A 25,010-nucleotide genomic window follows, 5' to 3' on the forward strand; every position below is an offset into this window, starting at 1 on the left:
GATTAAAAAGTAAGCATTTCTTCCTTAAATCTATTAAAAGATTCCAAGGGAGCCATCTTTCTGCGCTAAATCTAGTTAGGCTAGTAACTAGAACACCATAAATACGAAAGCTTAAATCCTGACTGTAGACCAGTTTCACTGATTTCTGGCCACCTTGTATCTCCTAACTTGTATCGAAATTTTATTTGGCCTATGAGTTCCTGGCGAACTGCCCCTATCCCCCACCTTTCTCCCCAAATGGGAGAAGAGAGCCGGAATTAAAAGTCCCTCGCCCCCAATGGGAGAGGGATTTAGAGTGAGGGAAAGTTTGCGTTACTCAAAATTCTATAAAGCTACGTTTGGTTTGTTTTTGTCAGGCTCCTAACAGGTAGATAAATTCTTCCTATCTGGGATGTGTCCTAAGGCATTCTTAGGATTTGGCAGATAGCCCATTCCGCGATCGTGAGTCGTTTGATCCCTGGTGGATGGATGCCCTGCGCACCCTCTCCTTTCGTTGTTATAGGCGCGTATGTCATCGAGTTCCTTCGAGGAAGAATTACGACAACAGGTTGAGCAGGAGCGGCTGATCAATCAAGTCACCACGTTAATTCGCCAAAGCTTAGAACTTCCCGTGATTTTGGAAACGGCGGTTCAAGAGGTTCGCAAACTCCTGAAAGCCGATCGCTTAATCATCTACCAGTTCAATATTTCGGCTCCGGCCTGTCCCGTCGATTTCGACCAGCCCACGACGGCGGTTCCGATCACCGTGCCCCAGTTGGATGGCATTACCTACGAATCCCGCGCCCACGATCGCATTCCCTCTGTCCTGAACCTCATCGCGGACGGTTGGCAATTGCCTGCGACGGAATTGCGCAACAAGTATCAATCGGGCCAGTCCTGTAGCATTACTGACACCTCCAATTCCGCCAATACCTCCGTTTATTTTTTACCGTTGGGCAGCGATTCCGTGCGATCGGAACTGGCGACGCCGATTTTGGTTCAGGGTCATCTGTGGGGTTTGCTGATTGCCCATCAATGCGAACAACCCCGGCAGTGGCGAGAGCAGGACTGTAACTGTTTAGAGCGTTTGGCAGATAATCTGGCGATCGCGATTCACCAGGCCAACCTGTATGCCGAACTCCAATGTCAAAAAGACACCTTGGAACAACAGGTCATTGAACGGACGCAAAACCTGCGGGATGCCCTGTATGCAGCCCAGTCAGCGGATCAGGCCAAGAGTGAGTTTTTGGCAACCATGAGCCACGAGCTACGGACGCCGTTGACCTGTGTGATTGGCATGGCGGCGACGCTGCTGCGGCAAACGCCGGAAACGCCCTTGCCCTCTGAAAAACAAAAAGCGTATCTGCAAATTATTCGCGATCGGGGAGAGCACCTGCTGTCCTTAATTAACGACATGTTGGAACTGTCGCGGCTGGAAACGGGCCGCACGATTCTCAATGTACGCGAATTTTCTCTGGTGGATCTGGCCAGCCAAACCCTCCGTCAGGTTCAGGATCAAGCCCAGAAAAAACAAATTACCCTGTTCTTGAAATGTGCCAATGGGGCTAACGGCGAGAAAACCCCGCGCTTCCTAGCTGATCCACGACGGGTACAGCAAATTTTAATCAATCTGCTCAGCAACGCGGTGAAGTTTACGCCAGCGGGTGGAACGGTCACCCTGCGAGTCTGGCAAGTGGCCGATACCGCCACCCTTCAGGTAGAAGATACCGGCATCGGCATTCCCGAAGACCAGCATCCTCTCCTCTTCCAAAAGTTTCAGCAGTTGGATCCATCCTATCGCCGTCACTACGAGGGCACAGGCTTGGGGCTAGCCTTGACTAAACAACTGGTGGAACTGCATGACGGTAGTATCTCGGTCGCTTCCAAGGTCGGGGAAGGGTCTACTTTTACGGTTCAACTGCCCAGCCAGGTGCGATCGGCCCTTGACTACGTGCGATCGCAGGAGCAACCCTTACCACTGTTGCATCAGCGGATTTTACTGCTCGAATCCAATGAGGAGATGGCCCATGTGGTTTGTGATCTCCTAAATCCAGCAGAATATCAAGTGGTGTGGATGACGGAAATTGATCTGGCGCTGCAAAACTTCCAGATTCTCCAGCCCCATGGTGTAATTGTGTCTGGATCCTTGCTTCCAGAATTCTGGACTGGGTTAACCCAGCAGAACGAAGCCATTCCCCCGTTATTGGTCATCTGGTCGGGGGATGGCGATCGACCTATCGCTGACCTATCCTTAATGGGACTCTCGACGGATGTGCTGGTGCAGCCAATCTCGCAACCGGATGCTTTTATCGATCGCGTCGCTTCCCTGATTGCTAGGGAATAATATGAGGTATGAAACAATCCTTTCAAATCCAAATGTCTTCCCAGACATCAACCCCTTCCAATCATGCCCAGGTTGCCGTCCTGGGGGAAATGGCACATTTACGGAATGCCTTGCAAACGGTGGGTATCAGCCTGGTGCCCCATCCGGTGATGGTCGTGATTGGCGGAGCTTCCTATTTTGAACCGGAGCAAAATCGCCAAATTCAGCAACTGTTTACCGATGCGATCGCGCCGATCGCGGAACGGTACCAGACCTGTGTAGTAGATGGTGGGACGGATTCTGGGGTAATGCGGTTGATGGGGTCTGCTCGATCGCACATCCAAGGGACGTTCCCTTTGATTGGAGTTGCTCCCTTGGCATTGGTGGAGTTTCCCGGCACGAGCAATGAGCATCCCGAGTCTTCGCCGTTGGAACCGAACCACACCCATTTTTTGCTAACACCTGGGAATTCCTGGGGGGATGAGTCCCATTGGTTAGCCAAGGTTGCCAGTGAGTTGTCGGGAACAACCCCTTCGGTGGCCATTTTGCTGAATGGGGGGAATGTGACTTGGCGGGATGCCTTGGAAAATTTGCGGGCGGGGCAAACGGTGATTGTAATTGATGGCACGGGGCGGGCGGCGGATGAAATTGCGGCGGGCCTACGGGGGGAAGTCCATAATCATCGAGTCACTGATTTGATTGCCACAGGAAGAATTGAAGCGATTCCTTTGCAGGATGCGGTGCAGCAATTAACCGCTCGTTTAGAGACTGCGTTTCAGCCCCTCAGCAAATCCAAGTGAATTCAAGCCAAGGGCATTCAAGCCAAGGGCATTCAAGCAAATCTCAATTTCATTCAATCTGGGCTGCAAAAGCTGAATTGAGGCGTGAGTCTAGCGGATGGCCCGATCGCCGAGTAGTCATATCAGGTCTTCATCAGCCAGATCTTCATCAGTCAGAGCTTTACGTTTGTCATCGCTGTTCATCAGGTAGCATCGTTCATCAGGTAGCATCGTTCATCAGGCAGCATTGGGTTGCATCAGACTGCTTCTGGAATGACTTGCTAAGCTAAGGAATCTTTGACGGAATTCCCTATGCTGAAGTTTTACTACAATTTTTTTACGACAATTTATTGTCGATCCCATCCCGTCGTATTTGGATTGTTTTGCTGGAAAAGCAGATTGCCTTTGAGCCTGTTTTAGTGGCATTGGATGGAGATCAGTTCGGAGCCGATTTCACTCGTGAAGCGTAGAAAGTTTATTAGTATTGTTGAATGAGTGTTGTTTCAATTATGGTCAGATGGGTTTTATCTACGATCGCACGATTCGTTTTAGTGATACCGATGCAGCGGGAGTTGTCTACTTTGCCAATGGGTTAAACCTGTGCCACGAAGCCTACGAAGCCTCACTCCAAGCCAGCGGCATCAACCTCCGAACATTTTTTTCCGCTGGACAAACGGTGGCCTTTCCGATCGTTCACGCTAGCATCGATTTCCGTCGCCCAATGCACTGCGGCGATCGTATCCAGGTTCATCTGCAACCACGATCAATCAGCGAAAGTGAATATGAAATTCAGTACCAAATTTTCATCTATGAAAACACTGTAGAAACCGGATCAACTCCACTAGATACACCACCGCCACGATCAACATTCCCTGTCGCCACAGCTATTACCCGTCACGTCTGCATCGATACCCTGAAACGCAAACATCAACCCTACACAACAGCAATCAAAACCTGGCTATCAATGCTGGGAGGATTGGATGACTTAAAAGCTTAGATTGTGAACGTTTATACCAAATCAATTGGGTATTAGGGATGGATTACTCGAATATTACAAAACATTACAGAATTGGAAGGAGCAAGATACAAGTGCAGTCGAATTAACTTGTCACAGGCGAGGTCTGCCGTTTTCAACGGGAAGAGGACACAGATGATTTGGCATCCCAATCAAGCAGTAATGCAACCAGGCAGTATAGCGGCAGCAATTTCTACGGCAAGTCGGGTTCCAGAAGTACAGGAGCACTACTACTGAATTCTTCTAGGTTCGGCTGCCAGTCAGCTTATCCCGTAGGTGCTTGATCTTGTCGCGGTATTTCGCAGCTTCCTCAAATTCCAAATTCTTCGCGGCCTCCTTCATTTGCGATTCAAATTGTTTGATCAGTTCTGGAATATTTTCCAAGGGAATGTCATCCGCTTGGACGTAAGCCTGCTCCAGTTCCTGGGAATTCAAGCGGCGAGACACTTCCAGAAAGGCGAGAATGGCATTGCTGGATTTCTTGACGATCGGCATGGGGACAATGCCATGCTTTTCGTTATGGGCCATTTGAATCGCGCGACGACGTTCGGTTTCACTAATCGCCTTGACCATACTATCGGTCATGTTATCGGCGTACAAAATCGCCTGCCCCTGTACGTGACGCGCCGCCCGCCCGATCGTTTGAATCAGCGATCGTTCTGCCCGCAGGAACCCTTCCTTATCCGCATCCAGAATCGCCACCAACGAGACCTCTGGCAGGTCTAACCCTTCCCGCAATAGGTTTACCCCAATCAGCACATCAAAAACCCCTTCCCGGAGGTCTTGAATGATTTCAATCCGTTCGATCGAATTGATTTCTGAATGCAAATAGCGAACCCGCACGCTACGCTCTTGGAAATACTCCGTTAAATCCTCCGCCATCCGTTTGGTCAATGTGGTAACCAACACGCGCTCTTTCTTAGTAACCCGTTCCTGAATTTCCGCAAGAAGGTCGTCCACCTGCCCTTCCGTGGGACGTACCACCACTTCCGGATCAAGTACGCCCGTGGGTCGAATCACCTGCTCAACAATGTGATCTTCGGAAATTTCCAGTTCCCAATTCCCAGGGGTTGCTGAAACAAAAATCCCTTGCTTGACCTTGTTCCAAAACTCATCGGCTTTTAGGGGGCGATTGTCTGCGGCACTGGGTAGGCGAAAACCGTGGTCGATCAAGACCTTTTTGCGGGCTTGATCCCCGTTGTACATCGCGCGAATTTGTGGAATGGTTACGTGGGATTCGTCAATCACCAGGAGCCAATCTTCTGGAAAATAGTCCACCAAGCATTCTGGAGGGGCTCCGGCTTCACGGCCCGCTAAGTGCCGAGAGTAGTTTTCCACCCCATTGCAAAAACCAACCTCTCGTAGGACTTCTAAATCATAACGAGTTCGTTGTTCTAAGCGTTGGGCTTCCAGTAACTTCCCCTCTTTTTCCAGTTCTTCTAGACGTTCCTTTAATTCCTGTTCGATCGCATTGCAGGCATCCTCCAACCGATCCTCCGGCGTAACGAAGTGGCGAGCGGGGTAGATATTGACGGCTTCTAGGGTTTGCAATGTACTGCCTGTCACAGGATCAACGTAGCGAATCGCATCAATTTCATCCCCAAAAAACTCGACTCGAATAATGCGGTCTTCGTAGGCCGGCCCAATTTCCAAAACGTCCCCCTTCACCCGGAAACGCCCCCGCCCAAGATCGAGATCATTGCGGGTGTACTGTACCGAAGCCAGATCCCGCAGAATTTGCCGTTGGTTGACCTCCTCCCCCACACGAAAGGGAATCGCTGCGTTTAAATATTCAGCGGGAATCCCCAAACCGTAAATGCAACTAATCGACGCCACCACAATCACATCCCGCCGCTCAAACAGCGATCGGGTCGCGGAATGGCGCAGCATATCAATTTCTTCGTTAATGGAAGCCGTTTTTTCAATGTAAGTATCGCTAACGGGAATGTAGGCTTCCGGTTGATAGTAGTCGTAATAGCTGATGAAATATTCCACGGCATTGTAGGGAAAAAATTCCCGTAGCTCGTTGCAGAGTTGAGCCGCCAGGGTTTTGTTGTGGGCCAAGACGAGGGTGGGTCTGCCCAATTGCTCAATCACACGGGCGATCGTGTGGGTTTTTCCCGTTCCGGTGGCTCCGAGCAGCGTTTGATAGCGATTTCCTTGGCTGATGGACTGTTTGAGCGCCGCGATCGCCTTCGGTTGGTCACCCTTGGGTTCAAAGGGGGCTTGGATGTTGAACTGTGGCATGGGTTAGCTATCAACGGGGGTAACGAGGGTCAATAGTTCTATGATAGCGAGACTTTTTGTAACAGTTGGGCATCCAGCGCACAGAGATAGTCCCGACCATAGCGATCGTTTTCTAGCCCATCTACCAAGTGCTGGGGCAAATCTGGGGTGACTTCTACGCTCCCACTGGCGGCGGCCAGGGCGATCGTGGCAACGGTATCCACATCGCCACCAAAGGCAATGCAGGCCCGTAGAATTTCGCTGAGACGGTCATGGTTCACGATCGCGGTGATGGCAGCCCGCACCGCCATCCAGCCCTTTTCCCCCACGGGGTCGCCCCAGGGTTCGGCCCAGCTATAGCCCGGTATCTGGCGCTCTAGGAACTGGCCCAATGCCGCTTTGTCCCCTAACTGGTGCAAAAAATAATGGCTCATCAAAGCAGCGGCCTGGGCAGCGGCAATGCCTGCGGGGGTATTGTGGGTCAGCTTAGCTTGAAGGGCCGCTTTTTCTAAGACTTCAGTGGGATCGGAAAACACGCCGATCGGGCCAGCTCGCATCGCGGCTCCACTTCGTTCACTCCAAGGTTGAATGTTGGCGAGAAATTCATCCCCCGTTTGAGTGTCCTGCAAAAACTGGTAAAACCGAGAGGCGTATCCCTCACGCGGATCACGATGGAATACTTGAACAAAGCGATCGGCCAACGCCGCTGGGTTCCAATCGTCTTCTGCGACAATCGCTTCCGCGATCGCTAAGCTCATTTGTGTATCGTCTGTATATTTCCCCGGTTGAATCTGATATTTCGTATGTTGTAAATAACCCGATAAATCATTTCGTTGCAGTGCAAATTCGGGAACATATTCAAATCCAGCTCCGTAGGCATCTCCCACCGCCATTTCTAGTAACATACGTCGTTCCTTTGCACGAGTTTAACAAGGCTATGCTACAACCCTTCTTCCATCATAGAACAGCTCCTCGATCGCCCATCCTCCAGAATATTGAACAGAGCTACTCTCCCGGTACAGATGAGAGGGTGTCTTTGCAACGACGGTTTTAGTTTAAACGGGTGATGTCCCAAAAAGGGCTGCAACAAACAGATCGAAAGCGCGTAAAATTTGCGTGAGTGTTTCGTAGGGAATAGGTATGGTCTCTCCTCTGAATCAGCAGTTGTCTGCACGCCGGAAAAACCTTTGGTATGAGCGGGTAATGGCAATCATTGCAGTGGCCAATTTAGGACTCGTAGGATTTGACCTGACCTATGTGATGTGGCGCGACTTCTGGTTGCGAGGCACGATCGCGATCGGCCCAGTGAGTTTTACGGTTCCCCTGCCCCCGATCACTCAATGGTACGACCCCCTCAAAGGTATTGAACCCCATCGCGATACCCAGAAATACCTCGATACCGTAGACAAATTAGAGCAGGAATTGCAACAGGGGGGGATTGAGTCCCCCCAAGTCCAAGCGCGCCTCCAAGACCTGCGGGAACAAAGCAGTGACATGGTGACCACGGATCCCTTCAAAGTTGCCAATAAAAGCGGCACCTTGGAAAAGATCAAAAATCGAGTCCGGGAGCATATTTACGGCAAAAATAGTGACGCCCCTTCCCGTGAAGCCTTTAAGGTGTTTTGGAGCAAGGAACATCTGCAAAAGAATGTGCGGGAGGAAATGCAATTTTTCAACCAGCAAATTCGCCCACTGATTGCCACGAACTATTACCGTTCCATTGGTGAAAATGGTGAATTTAACAATCTCTTTTGGATACTGGATGCACCGTTTGTAGCATTGTTTGCCCTCGAGTATTTAGGTCGTACCTTTTATCTAACGCGGCGATTCCGCAATTTGAAATGGCTGGATGCAATGCTCTGGCGTTGGTATGATTTGTTGCTGCTGATTCCCATGTGGCAGTGGCTTCGGGTGATTCCGGTGGCGATTCGGTTAGACCAAGCGGAATTGATTAACCTCGATCGTATCCGTGATCAAGCAACCCAAGGTTTTGTAAGCAACATTGCCGAAGAACTGACGGAAGCGGTGATTGTCCAAGTGATTAATCAACTACAAGCCAATATTCAGCAAGGAACGCTTTCCCAATGGTTGCTTCGATCGGTCAATCGGCCCTACGTAGATCTCAACGAGCGGGATGAAATTCGGGAACTGACGAACCATGTTTTAAAGCTGACCGTGTATCAAGTGCTCCCCCAGATTAAGCCGGATTTGGAAGCATTGATTCGCCACAGTTTAGAAGGTGTGCTGGAACAAGCTCCCTTGTACAAGGGCTTTAAAGCCGTGCCGATTATGGGTAGCATTCCCAGCCAAGTCAACGAGCAACTGGTGGCCACGGTAACCGCTGGGGCCTATGACGCGATCGTCAAAGCATTAGAAGATACCCAAGCCGCTGAACTGCTGAGCCAATTGGTGAAAAACTTTGGCAAAGTGATGGTGGAGGAATTGCAGAAGGGGAAATCGATCGAAGAAATGGAATCGTTGATCAGTGACTTAATGGAAGAGATTAAAGTTAACTATGTCAATCAAATCGATTCCATTACCGAAGATATCAAGGCTTTACCGACCCGTTTTTGAGGGGAATGGGGGAGAGATCGTCGGAATGATGCTCTCTCCCGATGGCTTCCTAGCCTGGATAGATCATCTGCTCCGGGCGCACCCATTGGTCAAATTCCGCTTCCGAGAGCAACCCTAACTCCACACAAGCCGCTTTCAGCGTTGTTTTTTCCTGATAGGCTTTGTAGGCGACTTTGGCCGCGTTGTCATAGCCAATGTGGGGATTGAGCGCTGTCACTAACATCAGCGAATTGCTCAGAAAATGCTGAATCTGATCGGGATTGGCTTGAATGCCAACGACCATGTGATCGGTAAACGATCGACAACCATCGGACAAGAGCCGAATGGAATGCAGCAGATTATGGATCATCACAGGTTTAAACACATTCAGTTCGAAGTTCCCTTGACTGCCTGCAAAGCCGATCGTGGCATCATTGCCCATCACCTGTACACATAGCATCGTCATCGCTTCGCATTGGGTGGGATTGACCTTCCCCGGCATGATGGAAGACCCCGGTTCATTGGCGGGCAACGTGATTTCACCCAAGCCACAACGGGGGCCGGAACCCATCCAGCGCAGGTCATTGGCAATTTTCATCAAGGCACAGGCCAAGGCTTTGAGTGCCCCGCTGGTCATGACGATCGCATCGTGGGCGGCCAAGGCTGCAAACTTATTCGGCGCACTGATAAAGGGTAAATCGGTCAGTTGGGCGATCGCCGCTGCGGAACGATCGGCAAATTCTGGATGGGTGTTTAACCCGGTACCCACTGCCGTTCCACCGATCGCTAACTCGTACAATCCCGGCAAGGTCATTTCAATTTGCCGCAGGGCAAGATCCAATTGCGCCCCATAGCCGGAAAATTCCTGCCCCAAGGTCAATGGTACCGCATCCATCAAATGGGTACGACCAATTTTAATCAGAGTCTCAAACTCGCTAGCTTTTGCATTCAAGGCTTTTCGCAACTGCTGCACCGCAGGAAGCAACTGTTCATGAATTGCTTGGGCTGCCGCAATGTGCATCGCAGTGGGAAACGTATCATTTGACGACTGCGACATATTAACGTGATCGTTAGGGTGAACAGGGGTTTTACTGCCCATTTCTCCCCCTGCCAATTCGATCGCCCGGTTGGAAATGACCTCATTGGCATTCATATTCGTCTGCGTACCACTACCCGTCTGCCAGACACTCAGGGGAAAGTGATCGTTCAACGTACCCGCAATCACCTCATCCGCCGCCTGAATCATCCAATCTGCTGTATCCGCTGGCAATTTACCCAGATCCCGATTGACGATCGCTGCTGCTTTTTTCAGAATGCCAAAGGCGCGAATCAGTTCCGCAGGCATGGTGTCGTGGCCAATGGCAAAAAAGTGAAGCGATCGCTGGGTTTGTGCGCCCCAGTAGCGATCGCTGGGCACTTCCAGCGGCCCCATGCTGTCTGTCTCGATCCGAACTGCCACGTCTGCCATGATGCTTTAGGTGAGCTTGCGCGTTGTCAGGTTTCCTCGAAAGATTTTACCGTTCTACGGTCATCCGTTGCACCCAAGCCCGTTCTTCCATGAACTGGCGTTGTTTAAATAAGGCTTGAGTAGTGCTTTGCCTGTCCCCGCTGCTAGGCAGTTTGGGCAGGGGATCGATCGCGACCCAATCATCCCCTTGACGCTGCCGAACTTCAAAATGGAGGTGCGGCCCCGTAGACAGGCCCGTGCTGCCCACCTTACCGATGATTTGTCCAGCCTGGATTGCCATGCCAGGGTAGACCAAGATTTCTGACAGATGCCCGTAGAGGGTCTGAAAGGAACCATCTAGGTGCTCAATCACGATCGCCAAGCCATAGCCGCCCATGTCCTCCGCCTCGTGAACATAGCCCCCCGCTGCCGCAACGACTGGGGTGCCTGCTGCCGCCCCAAAATCAACCCCCGCATGGAACCGCTGTTCGCCCAAAATGGGATGGGTACGCCAACCAAAGCGGGAGGTGATGGGAGCCGGAACGCTGAGGGGAAACCCCAGCCGCAAATCGCCTAGGGGACTCGATCGGGCAATCTGAGATCGGGTCAGCGGGGATTGTGCCCCCGATTGAGGGGGCTGACCAGCGGTGAAAGACGCGCTGCGGATGGTTGATTCTTGCCGGGTCAATCCTCGCGTTCCAGAATTGGGAGCTGGAATGGGAATGTTTGCTGAGGTGGACGGGGAGGGCCGATCGATCCACCCAGGTGGGACGATCGAAGACGTGGGCCGAGTATGAACGGGTAAGGTGGGCTTAGGGGGTGGAATCGGAATTTGGGCAATGGGTGCAACGGGCAAAAAAAACATGGATCAGAACTCAAACGATCGCCACTCAACCCTGACATTCAAAGTTGAGAAGCTGCTAAATTGTCCCCAACATCAAGGGCCGCCAGCGGTTCCCCAGACTCAACATCAATGGCCGAGATCATTGGTCTGGATCATTGGTCAAGATCATTGATCAAGATCATTGGTTGAGCGGTGGGGCGCTGCTGACCGTTCCCAGTATGGCAAATACTGGTGCGATCGTCAGTAGCGAGTTCTAGGCGTTCACACAGCGTTCACATAGCTTTTATCGAGCTAAGCTTTTTCTGTGCTTTTCGGTTTACTACCCGTATTCCGAACGTTCACCACCTTACCCAAGAGGTCAAACCAGAACGGAGCCCCCATGGAAATCGCAATCCCACTGACTAACCAGCCCGAGACCATACGGAAAAATCCGAGGGGTTTCGCCCCAATCATTTGTACTACTTGCAGCGGAATTGACGTATTTTCTGGAACTGTGTCAATTCCTAAACAAGCTTTATACAAGTCGTTCCACTGATCACGGGTCAGTAGACTATAAATTTTGTCTTCCCCCGGTCGCAGATCCGTCGTACTGGGCGCATAGGGACAGCCTAGTTGACGGCTCAAATTACTGGGGTTCCAGGTAATGGGCAGGGCAATATCTGCTAAAACCCCTTCTGTCTCGTCTTTTAACCGTTCTAAATCCTGACGGACAGCATCCGGACGGCTATCCTGGGATGGCGCAATTTGGCTAGCTCGATCGGTAATGACTTTCCGTAAGCTTTCATCACTGGCAATCCGATTAAAAATGTGAAAGGTGTCAGAATTGGTAAACATTGCGATTGCAATACCGACGATAATTGCAACCCCCTTAGCATTGCGTTTGTATACCCCGGAGGCGCGGCTCATGGAATCATCAAACCACAGAGCAACTTCTTCACGGAAGTGTTCTACAGAATTCTGGGTTGATTGCACTCGATTTTGGGCACGGCGCGCCAACACCGCCAAACTTTGCTGCACAGAACTGGGTAAATGATCCAGGGCCTGTTCCACCCGTTGGTAGACTTGATAGTCCTGGTAGATTTGGTATTCTTCCTCATCCAAATCCCGTAGAGCCTGCTCCCGGCAAATGTTGCGTTCTTCCTCCGTGGGCTGATGCTCCGCCATGCTCTCGATATCTAAGCCACTGCGTTCTTGCAGCAGGGCTTCCGTTTGATACATCACCCGTTCGTTAATGGCCAACGCTCGGGTTTGAGCAGCGGTAAAGCGCCCAGCCACCTGCTTATAAACAGCTGAACCTTTATTGGCCAAGGCCACCACATCCGCCAAGGTGGGCTGAAGTCCGCCGGATAGAATGGCGCGTTCGTTATTGGTCCCAAACAGGTTAAGTTTAAAGGCTGTGACCCGATCGCAGAAATAGCACAGGTCTTCGGAGCGTGGATCGGGATAGCTGGCGACAAAGCGATCGAGGGCTTCAGACAGGCGATCGATGGAAAACAAAATCGTCGTACAACCCTTGCGATAGTCCTGCTGAACGTTATAAAAATCTTCGACTAAACTTCGAAAACTCCGAGAGGTCGTTAAATCGATCCCACTGGCGTCAGCAATTTCCCAAATTCCCATTAACACCGGCGGATCGGCCAGTGTAATTGTGCTATCGCTGATAGAAATTTCGCCAAGGATTCGCTTGATAAATTCATCTAGCCGCACATCAATCAACTTATCCACAAAGGTCGAAATCCCCAACCGCTCTAAGAGCGCTGCCGCAAAGGTGTCTGAAGCGATATAGGATGGCCCCGAGGTTTGGTTTAACCCAAACGCCCCTTTCCGGTTACTGGGAAAAATCCATTGGGTAATTTTGCGAAATCCCTGGGCCCACAGTCCCCGTGCCCCTTGGTTGAGATCCCGAATCAACGGATCGTCGTAGATAGACTGCACCAGAGCTTTGACCTTTTTTTGTTCGGCTGACTCTGTTCCGCCTGCGATCAAATTTTCGATCGAGTCTCTCAAATGTTTTGCCCGCCACTGCAAGAGTGTAGTGATCAGTTCCTGAATTTCCGATGCCAACAAACTCAGGATCAGGTACACAAAAAACAGGCCGATGATCACATCAAGAATAAAAGGCAGATTCATAGACAACCGCTCAATCCATGGATCAGATAAAGATGCACAGTCAATGTACCATAGGAAATCCGTCTCCAAGCATTTGTGTAACAGGACTCAACTTCAGGGGCTGATCAGCAGAAATTGCAAAATAACTTTACCTCGATCGAGGAGAAGCAATACCCCAAAAAAAGACGGGAGAGCCAGACTCCCCCGCGTTCCTAACTCATATTCAGGCTGTTCTCAAGTTGTCTAGAGAATGTAAAGCAAGAAAAATAAAACAATCCAGACGACATCAACGAAGTGCCAGTAAATTTCCGCAGCTTCAATGCCGAAGTGATGTTTGCTGTTGTAGTGATCGGGCTTGAGCGATCGCCATAGTACCGCCAAAATCAGCAATAGCCCGAAGGTGACGTGGAGGCCGTGGAAGCCGGTTAGAACATAGAACGTACTGGCATAGAGATTGGTGGTGAGGCCAAATTCAAGGTTGAAATATTCAACCAACTGCCCCGCTAAAAACACTGCCCCCATTGCCGCAGTCAGGCCAAACCAAAGGCGCATCCCTTTCACATCATTTTTTTTGATTGCAGTATCTGCGTTGTGAATCACAAAGCTACTGGCAATCAGAATGGCTGTATTAATGCCAGGTAATAGCAGCTCCCGTTCCGGGGTTCCCTCCGGCGGCCAGACCGGAGCCACTGCACGAAAAGTTAAATAGGCGGTAAAGAGGCCGAGGAAGATCATCGCCTCCGCCACGAGGAACACTAAAACACCAGTAATTCTTAAATCTGGGTGGGCATGATGCCCGGTTTCTTCAGCGGTCACGATCAGTTCAGCTTGGCTGGGATCAAGAGTGGAGCCGGTCATGGTTTAAGGGCTAAAAAACGTCTTAGGTGGATAAAGCGCTAGGTGCGATCGGGTCGGTCAGCGGTGGATAAGGATACTCAGTGGACAACGCGACTAGGTCGATCAAGAGACTAGGTCGATAAAGACGTGGCACCCGCATCCAGATTACTGGGTGGAGCAACTTGGGGCCGCTTGCCATAGGCATAGGGATGGCAAAGGATGACAGGCTCCTCCTCAAAATTTTCCTCCGGGGGTGGGGAACTCGTAGACCACTCTAGGGTGAGCCCCTTCCAAGGATTGGCCAGCGCTTTTTCGCCCTTGATCCAACTCCAGACCGCATTAATCAGGAAAGGAAAGGTCGATACGGCAAGCAGATAGGTGCCGATCGTGCAAATCATGTTGATCGTGGCATATTTCGGATCGTATTCTGCAATACGGCGATTCATGCCATCCAAACCCAGTTTATGCATGGGTAGGAACGTTAAGTTAAACCCGATAAATGTCAACGCAAAGTGAATTTTCCCTAACGTTTCGTTCATCATGCGACCCGTCATTTTAGGGAACCAGTGATACACACCGGCGTATATCCCAAAGACGCTGCCCCCAAACAGCACGTAATGAAAGTGTGCAACCACGAAGTAGGTGTCGTGGACGTGAATATCAAAGGGAACCGCTGCCAGCATCACGCCGCTAATGCCCCCAATCACGAACATGGACACAAAGCCCATGGCAAAGAAAAGGGCACTGTTAAGATTTAACTTACCACCCCAGAGGGTCGCGACCCAACTGAAGACCTTAATCCCCGTGGGGACTGCAATCACCATCGTGGCGAACATAAAGAACATGCGTAACCAAGGTGGGGTTCCACTGGTAAACATGTGGTGCGCCCAAACGATCAACCCTAAGAAACAAATCGCCAAGCTGGAATAGGCGATCGCTCGGTATCCGAAGATCGGTTTCCGGGCATGGACGGGAATAATTTCCGAAATCATGCCAAACACCGGCAGAATCATGATGTAAACCGCCGGGTGGGAATAGAACCAGAACATGTGCTGGTACACGATCGGGTCACCGCCGCCCGTGGGATTAAAAAAGGCCGTTCCCACAATCAAATCAAAGGACAGCAAAATCAGCGCACCCGCCAAAACGGGGGTCGAGAGCAAGATCAAAACTCCCGTCGCCAAGCTAGCCCAACAGACCAAAGGCATGTCGTTCCACCCCATTTTGGGATGGCGCATTTTCCAAATGGTTACCACAAAATTCACGGCCCCTAGGATGGATGAGGATCCCAGTAACAACACACTCAGGATCCAAATTAATTCCCCGGCCTTAGGGCTCATGGTACTCAAGGGGGGATAGGAGGTCCAACCTGCTCCCGCCGCGCCCCCAGTCACAAAAAAGCTAGCCATCAGCAAGACGCCTGCTGGGGGGATGATCCAAAACGCAAGGGCATTCAGCCGAGGGAAGGCCATATCCCTTGCACCAATCATGAGGGGCACTAGGTAATTAATAAACCCCGCCGTGGCTGGCACAATCCATAGAAAAATCATGACTGTGCCGTGCAGCGTAAACAGGCTGTTGTAGAGCTCTGGGCTGACGACATCTGAGGCTGGGGTGGCCAGCTCTGTCCGTACAGCCGCTGCGAGTGCCCCGCCAATCAGATAGAACAAGAAGGACGTGACTAAGTATTGAATCCCAATTACCTTGTGGTCATGGCTAAAGCTGAAATACTTGCGCCAGTTGGAGGTTGGGGGGTGATCGGTGGGTTGAGTGTTGTCTGGAAGTGGGGTGAGAATCGTCATAGATCACAGAACATCATAGTAAGGAGCAGCGGAGAGCATCATCATGCCTGTTCAGACAACAGCAGCAGGGGTGCGCAGAATTTGCAGTCAGTCACTATAGATTGGACTCCGGCATTTGCTGCATTGCTTGGATGGATTGAATATGTTCCACTGTGATCCCCAGTTTTTGGGCATAGGGTGCGAGGTAGTCTGCATCGCTGAGATGGGCAGGATGGAGCGCGATCGCTTGCTGCATTGGAGGATCTTGCTCCGGACGGCTGGCAACCTGCTGACTAGTTAACCAAGCTTGGAAAGCCTCCTCAGGCTCAACCACAACCTTGGTTTTCATCACCCCGTGGTAGGCACCACACAGCTCTGCACAGATGACTGGATATTCACCCACTTTGGTTGGCAGGAAGCGCAGGGATACCGTACGACCGGGAATGGCATCTTGTTTCACCCGAAACTCCGGCACCCAAAAAGCATGGAGCACATCCATCGCCGAGATATTGAGCCGTACATCGCGGCCCACGGGAACATGGAGTTCGCCAGCCGTAATCTCTGTTCCTTCGTAGTTAAACAACCAGGCAAACTGTAAGCCATTGACATTAATGACAACGGAATCCTGGGTCGCGCTGGGTGCTGGAGTGGGCACAGCCGTGGTGGTGGCACCGACTGTAGCGTCCGCTAATGCTGTCGTTGACTCAGGAAGGGCTGCCAGGGGAGCCGCGATCGCGGCTCCCGGTTCAGAACGAGGCACAGAATCCGCCAGGGTCATATCGTGATGGGTGGCGTCATGGGCACTGGCCAGATGACTGCCATGATCCATGGGATTGAGTCCCCCCATTTGTTCGTAAATATCGAAACTATAAATCGAGAGCGCAAGGACGACCATTGCCGGAATCGCAGTCCAGACAATCTCCAAGGGGATATTACCGTGAATATACTTAGCATCACTGTCATCGTCTGGTTTGCGCCGATAACGAAATATCACCCACAATAGCGAGCCTTGCACCAGGATAAAAATCCCAGTCCCGATCGTCATCATGACGTTGAATAGATCATCGATCAAGTCAGCTTCCGCAGAAGCCGCGATCGGCAATAGATGATGGTTATAGCCGTACCAGAGACTGAGAAGAGTTAATAGAATCCCAGCCAGTAATGTCGCGATTTGGCTCGGAATTTTCACAATGCGTTCCCCCTATGCGACGATGGCATATTTCAAATGCAAGCCTCACACGGCTATCTAACAGGCTATCGAATAGACTACCTAACTAAGGTAGATCAGGCTTTTCCGATCGGGTAGAGAAACTTTGTAATCCTTAGGCTTTTCTTCAGGATCAGTGAATGTTAGTTACGAAATATTTCGATTTTTGATGCAGAATTTTGAAGATTCTCTAAAGGTTTGATGCAAGTCTTAGTCTGATCCGGCAGATTAAAATCAAAGCAGTTGATTAAGCCTACTGAGAGCATTGACTCATTTTGGACGTATTATCTCGAAACAATGACTCAAGCAAAATGACTCAAGCAAGGACTCAACTGGACAAGGACTCAACCAAAAATCACTGAACCAAATTTTTGTAATTGAGATTGGATTGAGCTCGGATCGTAGTTTTGATGTTGGAGGTGATGCAGCAATGACAGATGCAGCCACAAACCAGATGCACCAAATGCAGCCAAACGCTTTGGTCAACGATGCGGCCAAAGATACTTTCGGGCAAAATCACTCGCAAAACCACGCCCAAAAACAGTGGATTACCCGATCGGTGTTTGGATTGGCGATCGCAACGCTGGGGCTGATGGCCTTAGGGAGTGCCACCCGTGTCATGAATGCAGGACTCTCCTGTCCCGATTGGCCCCTGTGCTATGGCACCCTATTGCCCTCACAGCAGATGAATTTACAGGTCTTTCTGGAATGGTTTCATCGCTTGGTGGCTTCGGTGATTGGCTTTGGGATCATTTCAGTGACGGCGGGAACCTGGTGGTATCGTCGATCCCAGCCTCAGGACTGCCCCCGGTGGCTCCCTTGGAGCATGACCTTTGCCCTAGGGCTTGTGGTCTTCCAGGGGGTGCTAGGCGGCTTAACGGTTACAGAATTACTGCGATTTGACATCGTTACTGCCCATTTAGGGACGGGACTGTTATTTTTTAGTACTCTTTTAACAATTGGCGTGTTGTTAGTCCCTGACGCGATTTTCTTGCCGGGGGGCGGGACGACAGCAACCGTGGATGGGCCAACGATTCAAGACCGGGTTCGTAAATTGCAACGCCTCCGCTGGGTTGGTTTGGTGGCCGTTCTCTGTATCTATCTACAAAGTTTGCTGGGTGGCCTCGTGGCTTCCCGTTGGGCCCTCCATCAGTGTTTTGGGGTACAACAGCTCTGCACCGTCATGAATAGCCACCTCATTGGGGTAATTCCCGCCACGATCGCCACGATCGTCGCAGTGGTATTCGCGATGCGGTCTAAGGTTCTTTCTTCTGGGCTACGGCATGTGATCCATGGCGCTGGATTTTTGTTACTGATGCAACTGCTTTTAGGGGTTGCAACCTTTAGACTCCATTTACAGGTGGAACCCTTAACCGTAGCCCATCAAATGGTTGGTGCATCTCTCTTGGGGGCCTTAGTCATCTTTACGGTTGCGATGTTCCGCACCCATCGACTGGTCCTGAAACAAGCTAACTAGAACCGACCCATTTCTAGCACTGACTCAGCTGGAACCCATGATTAGAAGCCGTTGAGTTCATGTTTCCCCCGTTCGTTTAGCCCTTCCATGAATGGTCATTCATCGACTGATTCAAGCGACTGATTCAAGCGACTGATTCAAGCGACTGATTCAAGTGACTGATTCAAGCGATCGCGAGCCTGGGTGTTATGACCTCCGGGGGCTTCCTGAACGTGTTGCCTGAGTTGGCCACTGAAGTTCTCGCCGTACACTCCGTTCTTTGCTGACGAACGATTGTTTCCTATCTCTCTTACGCCAGGATTTATGCAAGATACCCTTACGACACTGCCTCTCAATCGCGATTGGCGACAAGTGATCCAAAGTTATATTCAACTCACTAAGCCACGAATTATTTTGCTTCTCCTGATTACAACGGCGGGCAGTATGTGGATTGCAGCCCATGGTCAGGTAGATCCTCGCTTAGCCTTAATCACGCTTCTCAGCGGAGCCTTTGCATCTGGTGCGGCCAACACGATTAACTGTCTCTACGATCGAGATATTGACACCATCATGGAGCGCACTCGCAACCGACCGCTCCCCTCAGGCCGCGTGAGTCCCCGAGATGCCATCATTTTTGCAGGGGTCTTAACCACCCTGTCCTTTGGTCTATTAGCGACCTTTGCGAATTTGCTGAGTGCTTGCTTGGCGATGTCAGGCATTGTTTTCTATGTCTTGATTTACACCCATTTTCTCAAGCGCTACAGCACTCAAAATATTGTCATCGGAGGAGCAGCCGGAGCCATTCCACCCCTCGTCGGTTGGGCTGCGGTAACTGGCGACTTAAGTATTACTGCTTGGATTCTCTTTGCCATCATTTTCCTATGGACTCCCCCCCACTTCTGGGCGTTGGCAATGATGATTCGCGAAGACTACGCGATCGTCAAAGTTCCCATGCTACCCGTTGTCGCCGGGAATGAATTTACCAGCCGGGAAATCCTCTACTACACATTGGCCTTAATTCCCACAACGTTGGTCTTAACCTATCCCTTGGGTGTGATGGGGGCGACCTACGCAGTGATTGCTCTAGCTTTAGGGATTCTGTTTGTCAAGAAATCTTGGGAACTGATTCAAACCCCCGGAGACTATTTCACGGCCCGATCGGTGTTTAAATATTCCATTCTCTACATGATGTTGCTCTGTGCAGGCATGGTGGTGGATAGTCTCCCGATCGTGCAGCACTTGGATCAAACCATCCTAGCCTACGTACAACCCTTCTTCCCCGCCTAGGGATCTAGAATGGAGATAGCGTCACGGGAACCCTCTAGGTAACGATCGATCCATGACAACTGCTATTTCCATTCAAAATTTACAAAAACGCTACGGCGATGTCACCGCCGTTCAAGATATCTCCCTAGAAATCCAGTCTGGGGAGATTTTTGGCATTCTAGGCCCCAATGGAGCGGGGAAAACCACGACTCTACGCTGTCTCTGTACCCTGATGCAGCCCGATGCAGGGACGATCGAGGTGATGGGGTTCTCCGCCTTGCATCAGCCCCGTGCCGTGCGGCAAAAATTGGGGTACGTTGCCCAGGAAGTGGCCTTAGATAAGCTGCTGACGGGACGGGAGCTATTAGAGCTACAAGCTGCGTTGTACCACCTCCCCCCGGCCCAAATCGCCGATCGCGTCAACGAAGTGCTCGCTTTACTCGGCCTGGATGAATGGGCCGATCGCTTGATTGGCAGTTATTCCGGCGGGCTCAAAAAGCGACTCGATCTGGCTGCTGGCTTACTGCATCGACCCGAAGTCTTAGTCCTGGATGAACCCACCGTCGGCTTGGATATCGAAAGTCGCACCGTGGTTTGGCAGTTTTTGCAGCAGCTTCAGCAGCAGGGAATGACGATCGTCCTAACCAGCCACTACCTAGAAGAAGTTGATGCCCTCGCCAATCGTGTCGCCATTCTCGATCGCGGGATCGTCATTGCCGCAGACACGCCCACCCGTTTAAAACACCAACTAGGCGGCGATCGCATTACCCTCAAACTGCGGGAATTTACTGCGATCGCAGAAGCCGAGCAAGCTCAAGCACTCTTGACCACCCTTCCCTGGATTCATAGTGTCGTGATTAACGCTGGGCAGGGAAATTCCCTCAATTTAGTCGTAGACTCCCGGCCCGATGCCCTAGCCCTGGTACAATCCACCCTGCACCAGGCCGGACTGCCGCTGTTTAGCTTGGCCCAATCCAAGCCGAGCCTCGATGATGTCTACCTAGCCGCCACCGGCCAGACCCTCATGGATGCAGAATTAGCGGCGATCGGTCGTCGTGATCCCAAGGCCGAGCGCAAACAAGCCATGCGCCGTTAGCCGGTTTAGCCGACCGAGAGTGCTTAGGATCCAGCAACACTCTTGGCAACTCAGCTCTTGAAAACTCAGCTCTTGAAAACTCAGCCCGGGGAACTCGGCTATTGGCAACTAAACCCTTGGAAACTAATGCCAATTTCCCGGTCTATCCACGAAATGCGAGAAACAGGGGTATGTAGATGGATGATATGATGCTAGTGACAAAAAGCAACTGTGTATCTATCTTCGATCCTCCTCCCTCTGGCGTGAGACTTTCATGGGATATCTGAACCAGACCTTGGCAGTGCACATTGAGCTTTGGATGATGCTGGTCATGGGGTTATTGGCCAGCTTGATGACAGGTGTTGTTGTGGGTTTTGCAGTGTCACAGCCCTTGCGCACCTATCAACTGATGTTGGTCACGTTTTTGAGTGCTTTAACGGCTTGGTTGAGCACAGCATTGTTGACGGGGGGCTTAATGGTTGTTGGCCTGGAATGGCTCACTTTCCAAATCATGCCCCTATCCGGGTTAGCCGTCGGGGGACTCCTGGGATCCATGACCTATATCTGGATTCGATCGCAGCGTCGTCGATCGGCCCATCGTTGGGCGATCGTGGGTTCCCTTGGCGCTTGGCTTTTTGTGGCGATCGCGAGTGGGTTGGCTTACCATCATTTCAAGACCATCGGGGCACCGGGCGATCGGGACTCGGTGCTTCCGACGGGATTTTGGTCTTGTATCTCCTACAGCATGGCCTTAAGTTCTATTTTTGGTGCTTGTTCCGGCGGGTTGATCTTCCATCAAACCCGTCATCTGAGGTCTTAACGCATGAAGTCTTAACGCATGAAGTCTTAGCGCATCTGCGAACTGCTTCATCGACTAACCTTTTCATGTCTGTTCTGAAATTGTTTTAGTAAGGGTTCTATGAGTCAGTCCATCCTTTCCCCCGTTACCCCTCCGACTCCAAGCCAACCGGCTACCTCCTCCCCAGCAACCCTGGGTGATTTTGCCCAGGAGACCCTGGCCCTAACCCGGCGGTTATTCATCCAACTCAAGCGCCGCCCGTCCACATTAGTCGCAGGGGTCGTGCAGCCGTTGATGTGGCTGATTTTGTTTGGTGCACTGTTTCAGAATGCGCCCCAGGATTTTCTGGGGAATTCCCTGGCCTATGGTCAGTTCCTTGGTGCAGGCGTAATCGTTTTTACTGCCTTTAGCGGAGCCTTAAATTCCGGCTTGCCTGTGATGTTCGATCGCGAGTTTGGCTTTCTGAATCGACTCCTGGTTGCACCGTTGGCCTCTCGGCTGTCGATCGTGGGGGCTTCTGCGCTGTTTATTATGGCGATGAGTTTGATTCAAACCGTGGCGATTATTGTAGTGAGCGGTTTTCTGGGGGCGGGATTTCCAACGCTGTCTGGATTGGGGCTGATGCTGCTCATTCTGGCCCTGCTGGTCGTTGCAGTCACAGCACTCTCCCTGGGGCTGGCCTTTGCGCTACCGGGCCATATTGAATTAATTGCTGTGTTATTGGTGGTCAATTTGCCCCTCTTGTTTGCCAGTACCGCCCTGGCTCCATTAGCGTTTATGCCCACTTGGTTACAGGCGATCGCCGCTGCCAACCCCCTCAGTTACGCGATCGAACCCATTCGCCATCTCTATCTCCAGCCCCAATGGCATTGGAGTGATATTGTCATGCAAGCGCCTTGGGGAGATGTTTCGTTGTGGGTCTGTGTCGCGGGATTGTTGGGATTTGCAACGGTGTCGATCGTGGCAATTCAACCCCTGCTGAAGCGATCGCTGGGCTAATCGTCAGCAACCCCCGGCTCAGCAGCGGGCTTGCCCTTGCGTCCTGTTAAGCAATGCGTCCCGTTAACCAATAGGTCATGACTTCTCCCACGCCCTGAATCTGCATGACCTCACGGGGTTCAAAGCAGTAGCGATCGTGTAGGCGAGCATAGATCTCCGGAGTCACTTGGATCCTGCCCGGTAGACCGTTGGATTGCATCCGGCTGGCTAGGTTGACCGGATCCCCCCAGAGATCGTAGGTGAACTTGGTTTTACCCAACACCCCAGCTACCACAGGGCCACTGCTGATCCCCACCCGAATTTGTAAGGGTTCCCCCAAGCGCTCCTGTAAGGCAGCAGCGATCGATTGCATCCCCAAGGCCATCTCCGCGATCGCTTCCGCATGATCCGCTTTAGGTTCCGGCACCCCCGCTGCTACGAAATACACATCCCGAATTGTCTTAATTTTTTCTAGCTTTAACTGTTCTGAAAGTCGATCGAATTCAGTAAACAATTGGTTTAATAATTTAACCTGTTCCGTGGGGGGAATACGACTGGAAAAAGCAGTGAAATTGTCAATATCGGCAAATAAAACCGAGACTTCGTCAAAACTATCGGCGATCGTTTGGGGGCTATGCTTTAAGCGTTCAGCGATCGACTTCGGCAAAATACTTTGTAAAATTCGCTCCGTTTGTTTGCGCTGATGGTAGATCGTTGACTCCAAGCGCCGCCGTTCGGTAATGTCACGCACCGTGCCCTCATAGTAGAGCAACTGCCCACGGCTATCTTTGACCGATCGAATATTCTCAGAAATCCAAATTTTGCGGCCATCCTTACGGCGCACACGCGACTCCGCACCCAAGACTTGGCCATGCTGTTGCAGATAAGTTTTGATGCCTTCCCGCCGTCCCGATTGAATATAGAGCTGTGTTCCAATATCCGTAATCGAGACCATGAGTTCCTCGGGAGAATCATAGCCATAAATTTCAGCCAGCGCAGGATTGACCGTCAGAAAATGTCCATCGGGAGCGGTTTGAAAAATACCATCGATCGAATGTTCGATCATATGGCGATAGCGTTCTTCTAACTTTCTGCGTTCCTGGAGTTCCTGTTGGACTCGAACATTTTGATCCTCCAATCGTTTTTGTAATTCCCGCAGATTTAATTGATGATTGACCCGCGCCAGCACCTCTTCTACATGGAAAGGCTTACTGATGAAATCAACACCACCCACTTCAAAGGCGCGAACCTTGCCTTGAGCATCATAAATTCCGCTCATAAACAGCACAGGAATATCTTGGGTTTTAGGATTTTGTTTGAGCTGGGTACAAATGTCATAGCCATTCATTCCTGGGATTTTAATATCCAAGGCAATCAGATCAGGCTGTTCCTGAAGGGCGATCGCGATCGCCCTCTGCCCATCCATCGCGGTTAACACTCGGTAGGCATGTTTCTTCAAGGCAGTGGACAGCAATAAAAGTTCTGTTTCTAGATCATCAATTAAAAGAATCGTTGCTCGATAATGCTGATTTTCAATTTGCCGAAAGCCTAATAACTGAAAAATTTCCCGTTCGACCTGGCGCAGTTGCTGCGCATGGCGGGTGGTTGCACTGCTCAATGTCTGATGCAGGAGACTCAAATGCTCTAAATGTTTAACTTTAGCGTTCAGCACCGTGGGATCTCGCCAAAGTTGTTCAATCACCAGATTCAGATCGCTCAACGGATCCACAATATCACCGGATGCCTGGGTGATGATGGGTTCTAGCCGATCGAGGTTTTGGTGCAGAAGCTTGCGCAGATAATAGACGATCGCCGGTGACAAATGCAGGTTGGGCGGATGCGATAGGTTGAGATCAGAAGGAGAATCGGAGTAGGGCATAGGAGCATGTCACAAACCAGCATTGCATTCCCCTCAGCAAAATACTCTTCACTATTTGGCGCAACCCATTGCTCTCTTTCCCAATCTTTTACATCAATAACCTAAAACGCCCTACAACGGTGCGAGCAATCCTCCAAGTTTAAGGGAAGCCTAGGGCATAACCGGGGCTATGTCTTCGGCAAATACTCAGCAAATGAATGACTCGACCAATACAAGGGTACGAATACAAGGGTAATTGAGAAAGCTCGTCAATTAATAAAGAGTAAAATATTAGGGATCTCCAGATTCTAAGATATTTCAGGGATTAACAGGGGTTTTCCTCACACTTATCAGGAACTTTCTCAGGAACTTTTCCTGAGGAACTTTTCCACTGAGGTTGAAAGTCTTTGTTCAAGGAATTCTATTTTGTGTCCCTTCTTTGCCAGACATGCCACTCGTCTTCTAGCGTCTTCAGTAC

18 protein-coding genes are annotated in these 25,010 nt (G+C 50.9%); 9 read left to right on the plus strand and 9 right to left on the minus strand.

Annotation, left to right across the window (positions count from 1 at the left end):
• Positions 1–508 precede the first annotated feature (508 nt).
• The 3 genes from H6G21_RS04910 to H6G21_RS04920 all read left to right on the plus strand — a co-directional run bounded on the left by H6G21_RS04910 (position 509) and on the right by H6G21_RS04920 (position 4,078).
• Entirely contained in the window at positions 509–2,323 is a 1,815-nt protein-coding gene (locus H6G21_RS04910; RefSeq protein WP_190571110.1) for an ATP-binding protein, read from the plus strand.
• 8 nt (positions 2,324–2,331) lie between these two features.
• Complete coding sequence (locus H6G21_RS04915; RefSeq protein WP_190571112.1) at positions 2,332–3,102, plus strand: hypothetical protein; 771 nt, start codon at positions 2,332–2,334, stop codon at positions 3,100–3,102.
• A gap of 496 nt (positions 3,103–3,598) precedes the next feature.
• Positions 3,599–4,078 carry a thioesterase family protein gene (locus H6G21_RS04920; RefSeq protein WP_190571114.1) on the plus strand — a complete coding sequence of 160 codons (480 nt, stop codon included), beginning with the start codon at positions 3,599–3,601 and terminating at the stop codon, positions 4,076–4,078.
• A 261-nt stretch (positions 4,079–4,339) separates the two neighbouring features.
• Here H6G21_RS04920 and uvrB read toward each other — a convergent pair whose 3' ends face one another.
• Both uvrB and H6G21_RS04930 read right to left on the minus strand, forming a co-directional pair.
• Positions 4,340–6,343, minus strand: coding sequence for an excinuclease ABC subunit UvrB (uvrB, locus tag H6G21_RS04925; protein ID WP_190571116.1), 2,004 nt, complete (start codon positions 6,341–6,343; stop codon positions 4,340–4,342).
• 38 nt (positions 6,344–6,381) lie between these two features.
• Positions 6,382–7,227, minus strand: coding sequence for an ADP-ribosylglycohydrolase family protein (locus H6G21_RS04930; protein WP_190571117.1), 846 nt, complete (start codon positions 7,225–7,227; stop codon positions 6,382–6,384).
• Between the two features lie 235 nt (positions 7,228–7,462).
• On the opposite strand from H6G21_RS04930, the gene H6G21_RS04935 reads away from it, so the two are divergent.
• Positions 7,463–8,896 carry a hypothetical protein gene (locus tag H6G21_RS04935; protein ID WP_190571119.1) on the plus strand — a complete coding sequence of 478 codons (1,434 nt, stop codon included), beginning with the start codon at positions 7,463–7,465 and terminating at the stop codon, positions 8,894–8,896.
• A gap of 49 nt (positions 8,897–8,945) precedes the next feature.
• Here the strand turns inward: H6G21_RS04935 and fumC are convergent, their stop codons facing one another.
• The 6 genes from fumC to H6G21_RS04965 all read right to left on the minus strand — a co-directional run bounded on the left by fumC (position 8,946) and on the right by H6G21_RS04965 (position 17,082).
• Complete coding sequence (gene fumC, locus H6G21_RS04940; RefSeq protein ID WP_347277980.1) at positions 8,946–10,334, minus strand: class II fumarate hydratase; 1,389 nt, start codon at positions 10,332–10,334, stop codon at positions 8,946–8,948.
• Positions 10,335–10,389: 55 nt separating this feature from the next.
• Complete coding sequence (locus H6G21_RS04945; protein WP_190571123.1) at positions 10,390–11,187, minus strand: M23 family metallopeptidase; 798 nt, start codon at positions 11,185–11,187, stop codon at positions 10,390–10,392.
• Positions 11,188–11,457: 270 nt separating this feature from the next.
• A complete protein-coding gene (locus tag H6G21_RS04950) occupies positions 11,458–13,296 on the minus strand; it encodes a hypothetical protein (protein WP_190571125.1) in 1,839 nt (612 codons plus the stop codon).
• 222 nt (positions 13,297–13,518) lie between these two features.
• Positions 13,519–14,133, minus strand: coding sequence for a heme-copper oxidase subunit III (locus H6G21_RS04955; protein ID WP_190571127.1), 615 nt, complete (start codon positions 14,131–14,133; stop codon positions 13,519–13,521).
• Between the two features lie 110 nt (positions 14,134–14,243).
• A complete protein-coding gene (gene ctaD / locus H6G21_RS04960; protein WP_190571128.1) occupies positions 14,244–15,914 on the minus strand; it encodes a cytochrome c oxidase subunit I in 1,671 nt (556 codons plus the stop codon).
• Positions 15,915–16,008: 94 nt separating this feature from the next.
• Positions 16,009–17,082 carry a cytochrome c oxidase subunit II gene (locus H6G21_RS04965; RefSeq protein WP_190571131.1) on the minus strand — a complete coding sequence of 358 codons (1,074 nt, stop codon included), beginning with the start codon at positions 17,080–17,082 and terminating at the stop codon, positions 16,009–16,011.
• 448 nt (positions 17,083–17,530) lie between these two features.
• On the opposite strand from H6G21_RS04965, the gene H6G21_RS04970 reads away from it, so the two are divergent.
• From H6G21_RS04970 to H6G21_RS04990, 5 genes are all read left to right on the plus strand, one after another.
• Positions 17,531–18,577, plus strand: coding sequence for a heme A synthase (locus H6G21_RS04970; RefSeq protein ID WP_242041645.1), 1,047 nt, complete (start codon positions 17,531–17,533; stop codon positions 18,575–18,577).
• A 303-nt stretch (positions 18,578–18,880) separates the two neighbouring features.
• Complete coding sequence (locus H6G21_RS04975) at positions 18,881–19,843, plus strand: heme o synthase (RefSeq protein WP_190571133.1); 963 nt, start codon at positions 18,881–18,883, stop codon at positions 19,841–19,843.
• Positions 19,844–19,895: 52 nt separating this feature from the next.
• Positions 19,896–20,918: an ABC transporter ATP-binding protein gene (locus tag H6G21_RS04980; RefSeq protein ID WP_190571135.1), complete on the plus strand. Its 1,023-nt coding sequence runs from the start codon at positions 19,896–19,898 to the stop codon at positions 20,916–20,918.
• 253 nt (positions 20,919–21,171) lie between these two features.
• Positions 21,172–21,717, plus strand: coding sequence for a hypothetical protein (locus H6G21_RS04985; protein ID WP_190571137.1), 546 nt, complete (start codon positions 21,172–21,174; stop codon positions 21,715–21,717).
• Between the two features lie 99 nt (positions 21,718–21,816).
• Complete coding sequence (locus tag H6G21_RS04990) at positions 21,817–22,695, plus strand: ABC transporter permease (protein ID WP_190571139.1); 879 nt, start codon at positions 21,817–21,819, stop codon at positions 22,693–22,695.
• A 46-nt stretch (positions 22,696–22,741) separates the two neighbouring features.
• On the opposite strand, the gene H6G21_RS04995 is transcribed toward H6G21_RS04990, so the two are convergent.
• Positions 22,742–24,553: an adenylate/guanylate cyclase domain-containing protein gene (locus tag H6G21_RS04995; protein ID WP_190571141.1), complete on the minus strand. Its 1,812-nt coding sequence runs from the start codon at positions 24,551–24,553 to the stop codon at positions 22,742–22,744.
• Positions 24,554–25,010: the final 457 nt, after the last annotated feature.

It is taken from the genome of Alkalinema sp. FACHB-956, assembly GCF_014697025.1.
Lineage (GTDB): Bacteria > Cyanobacteriota > Cyanobacteriia > Leptolyngbyales > Leptolyngbyaceae > Alkalinema.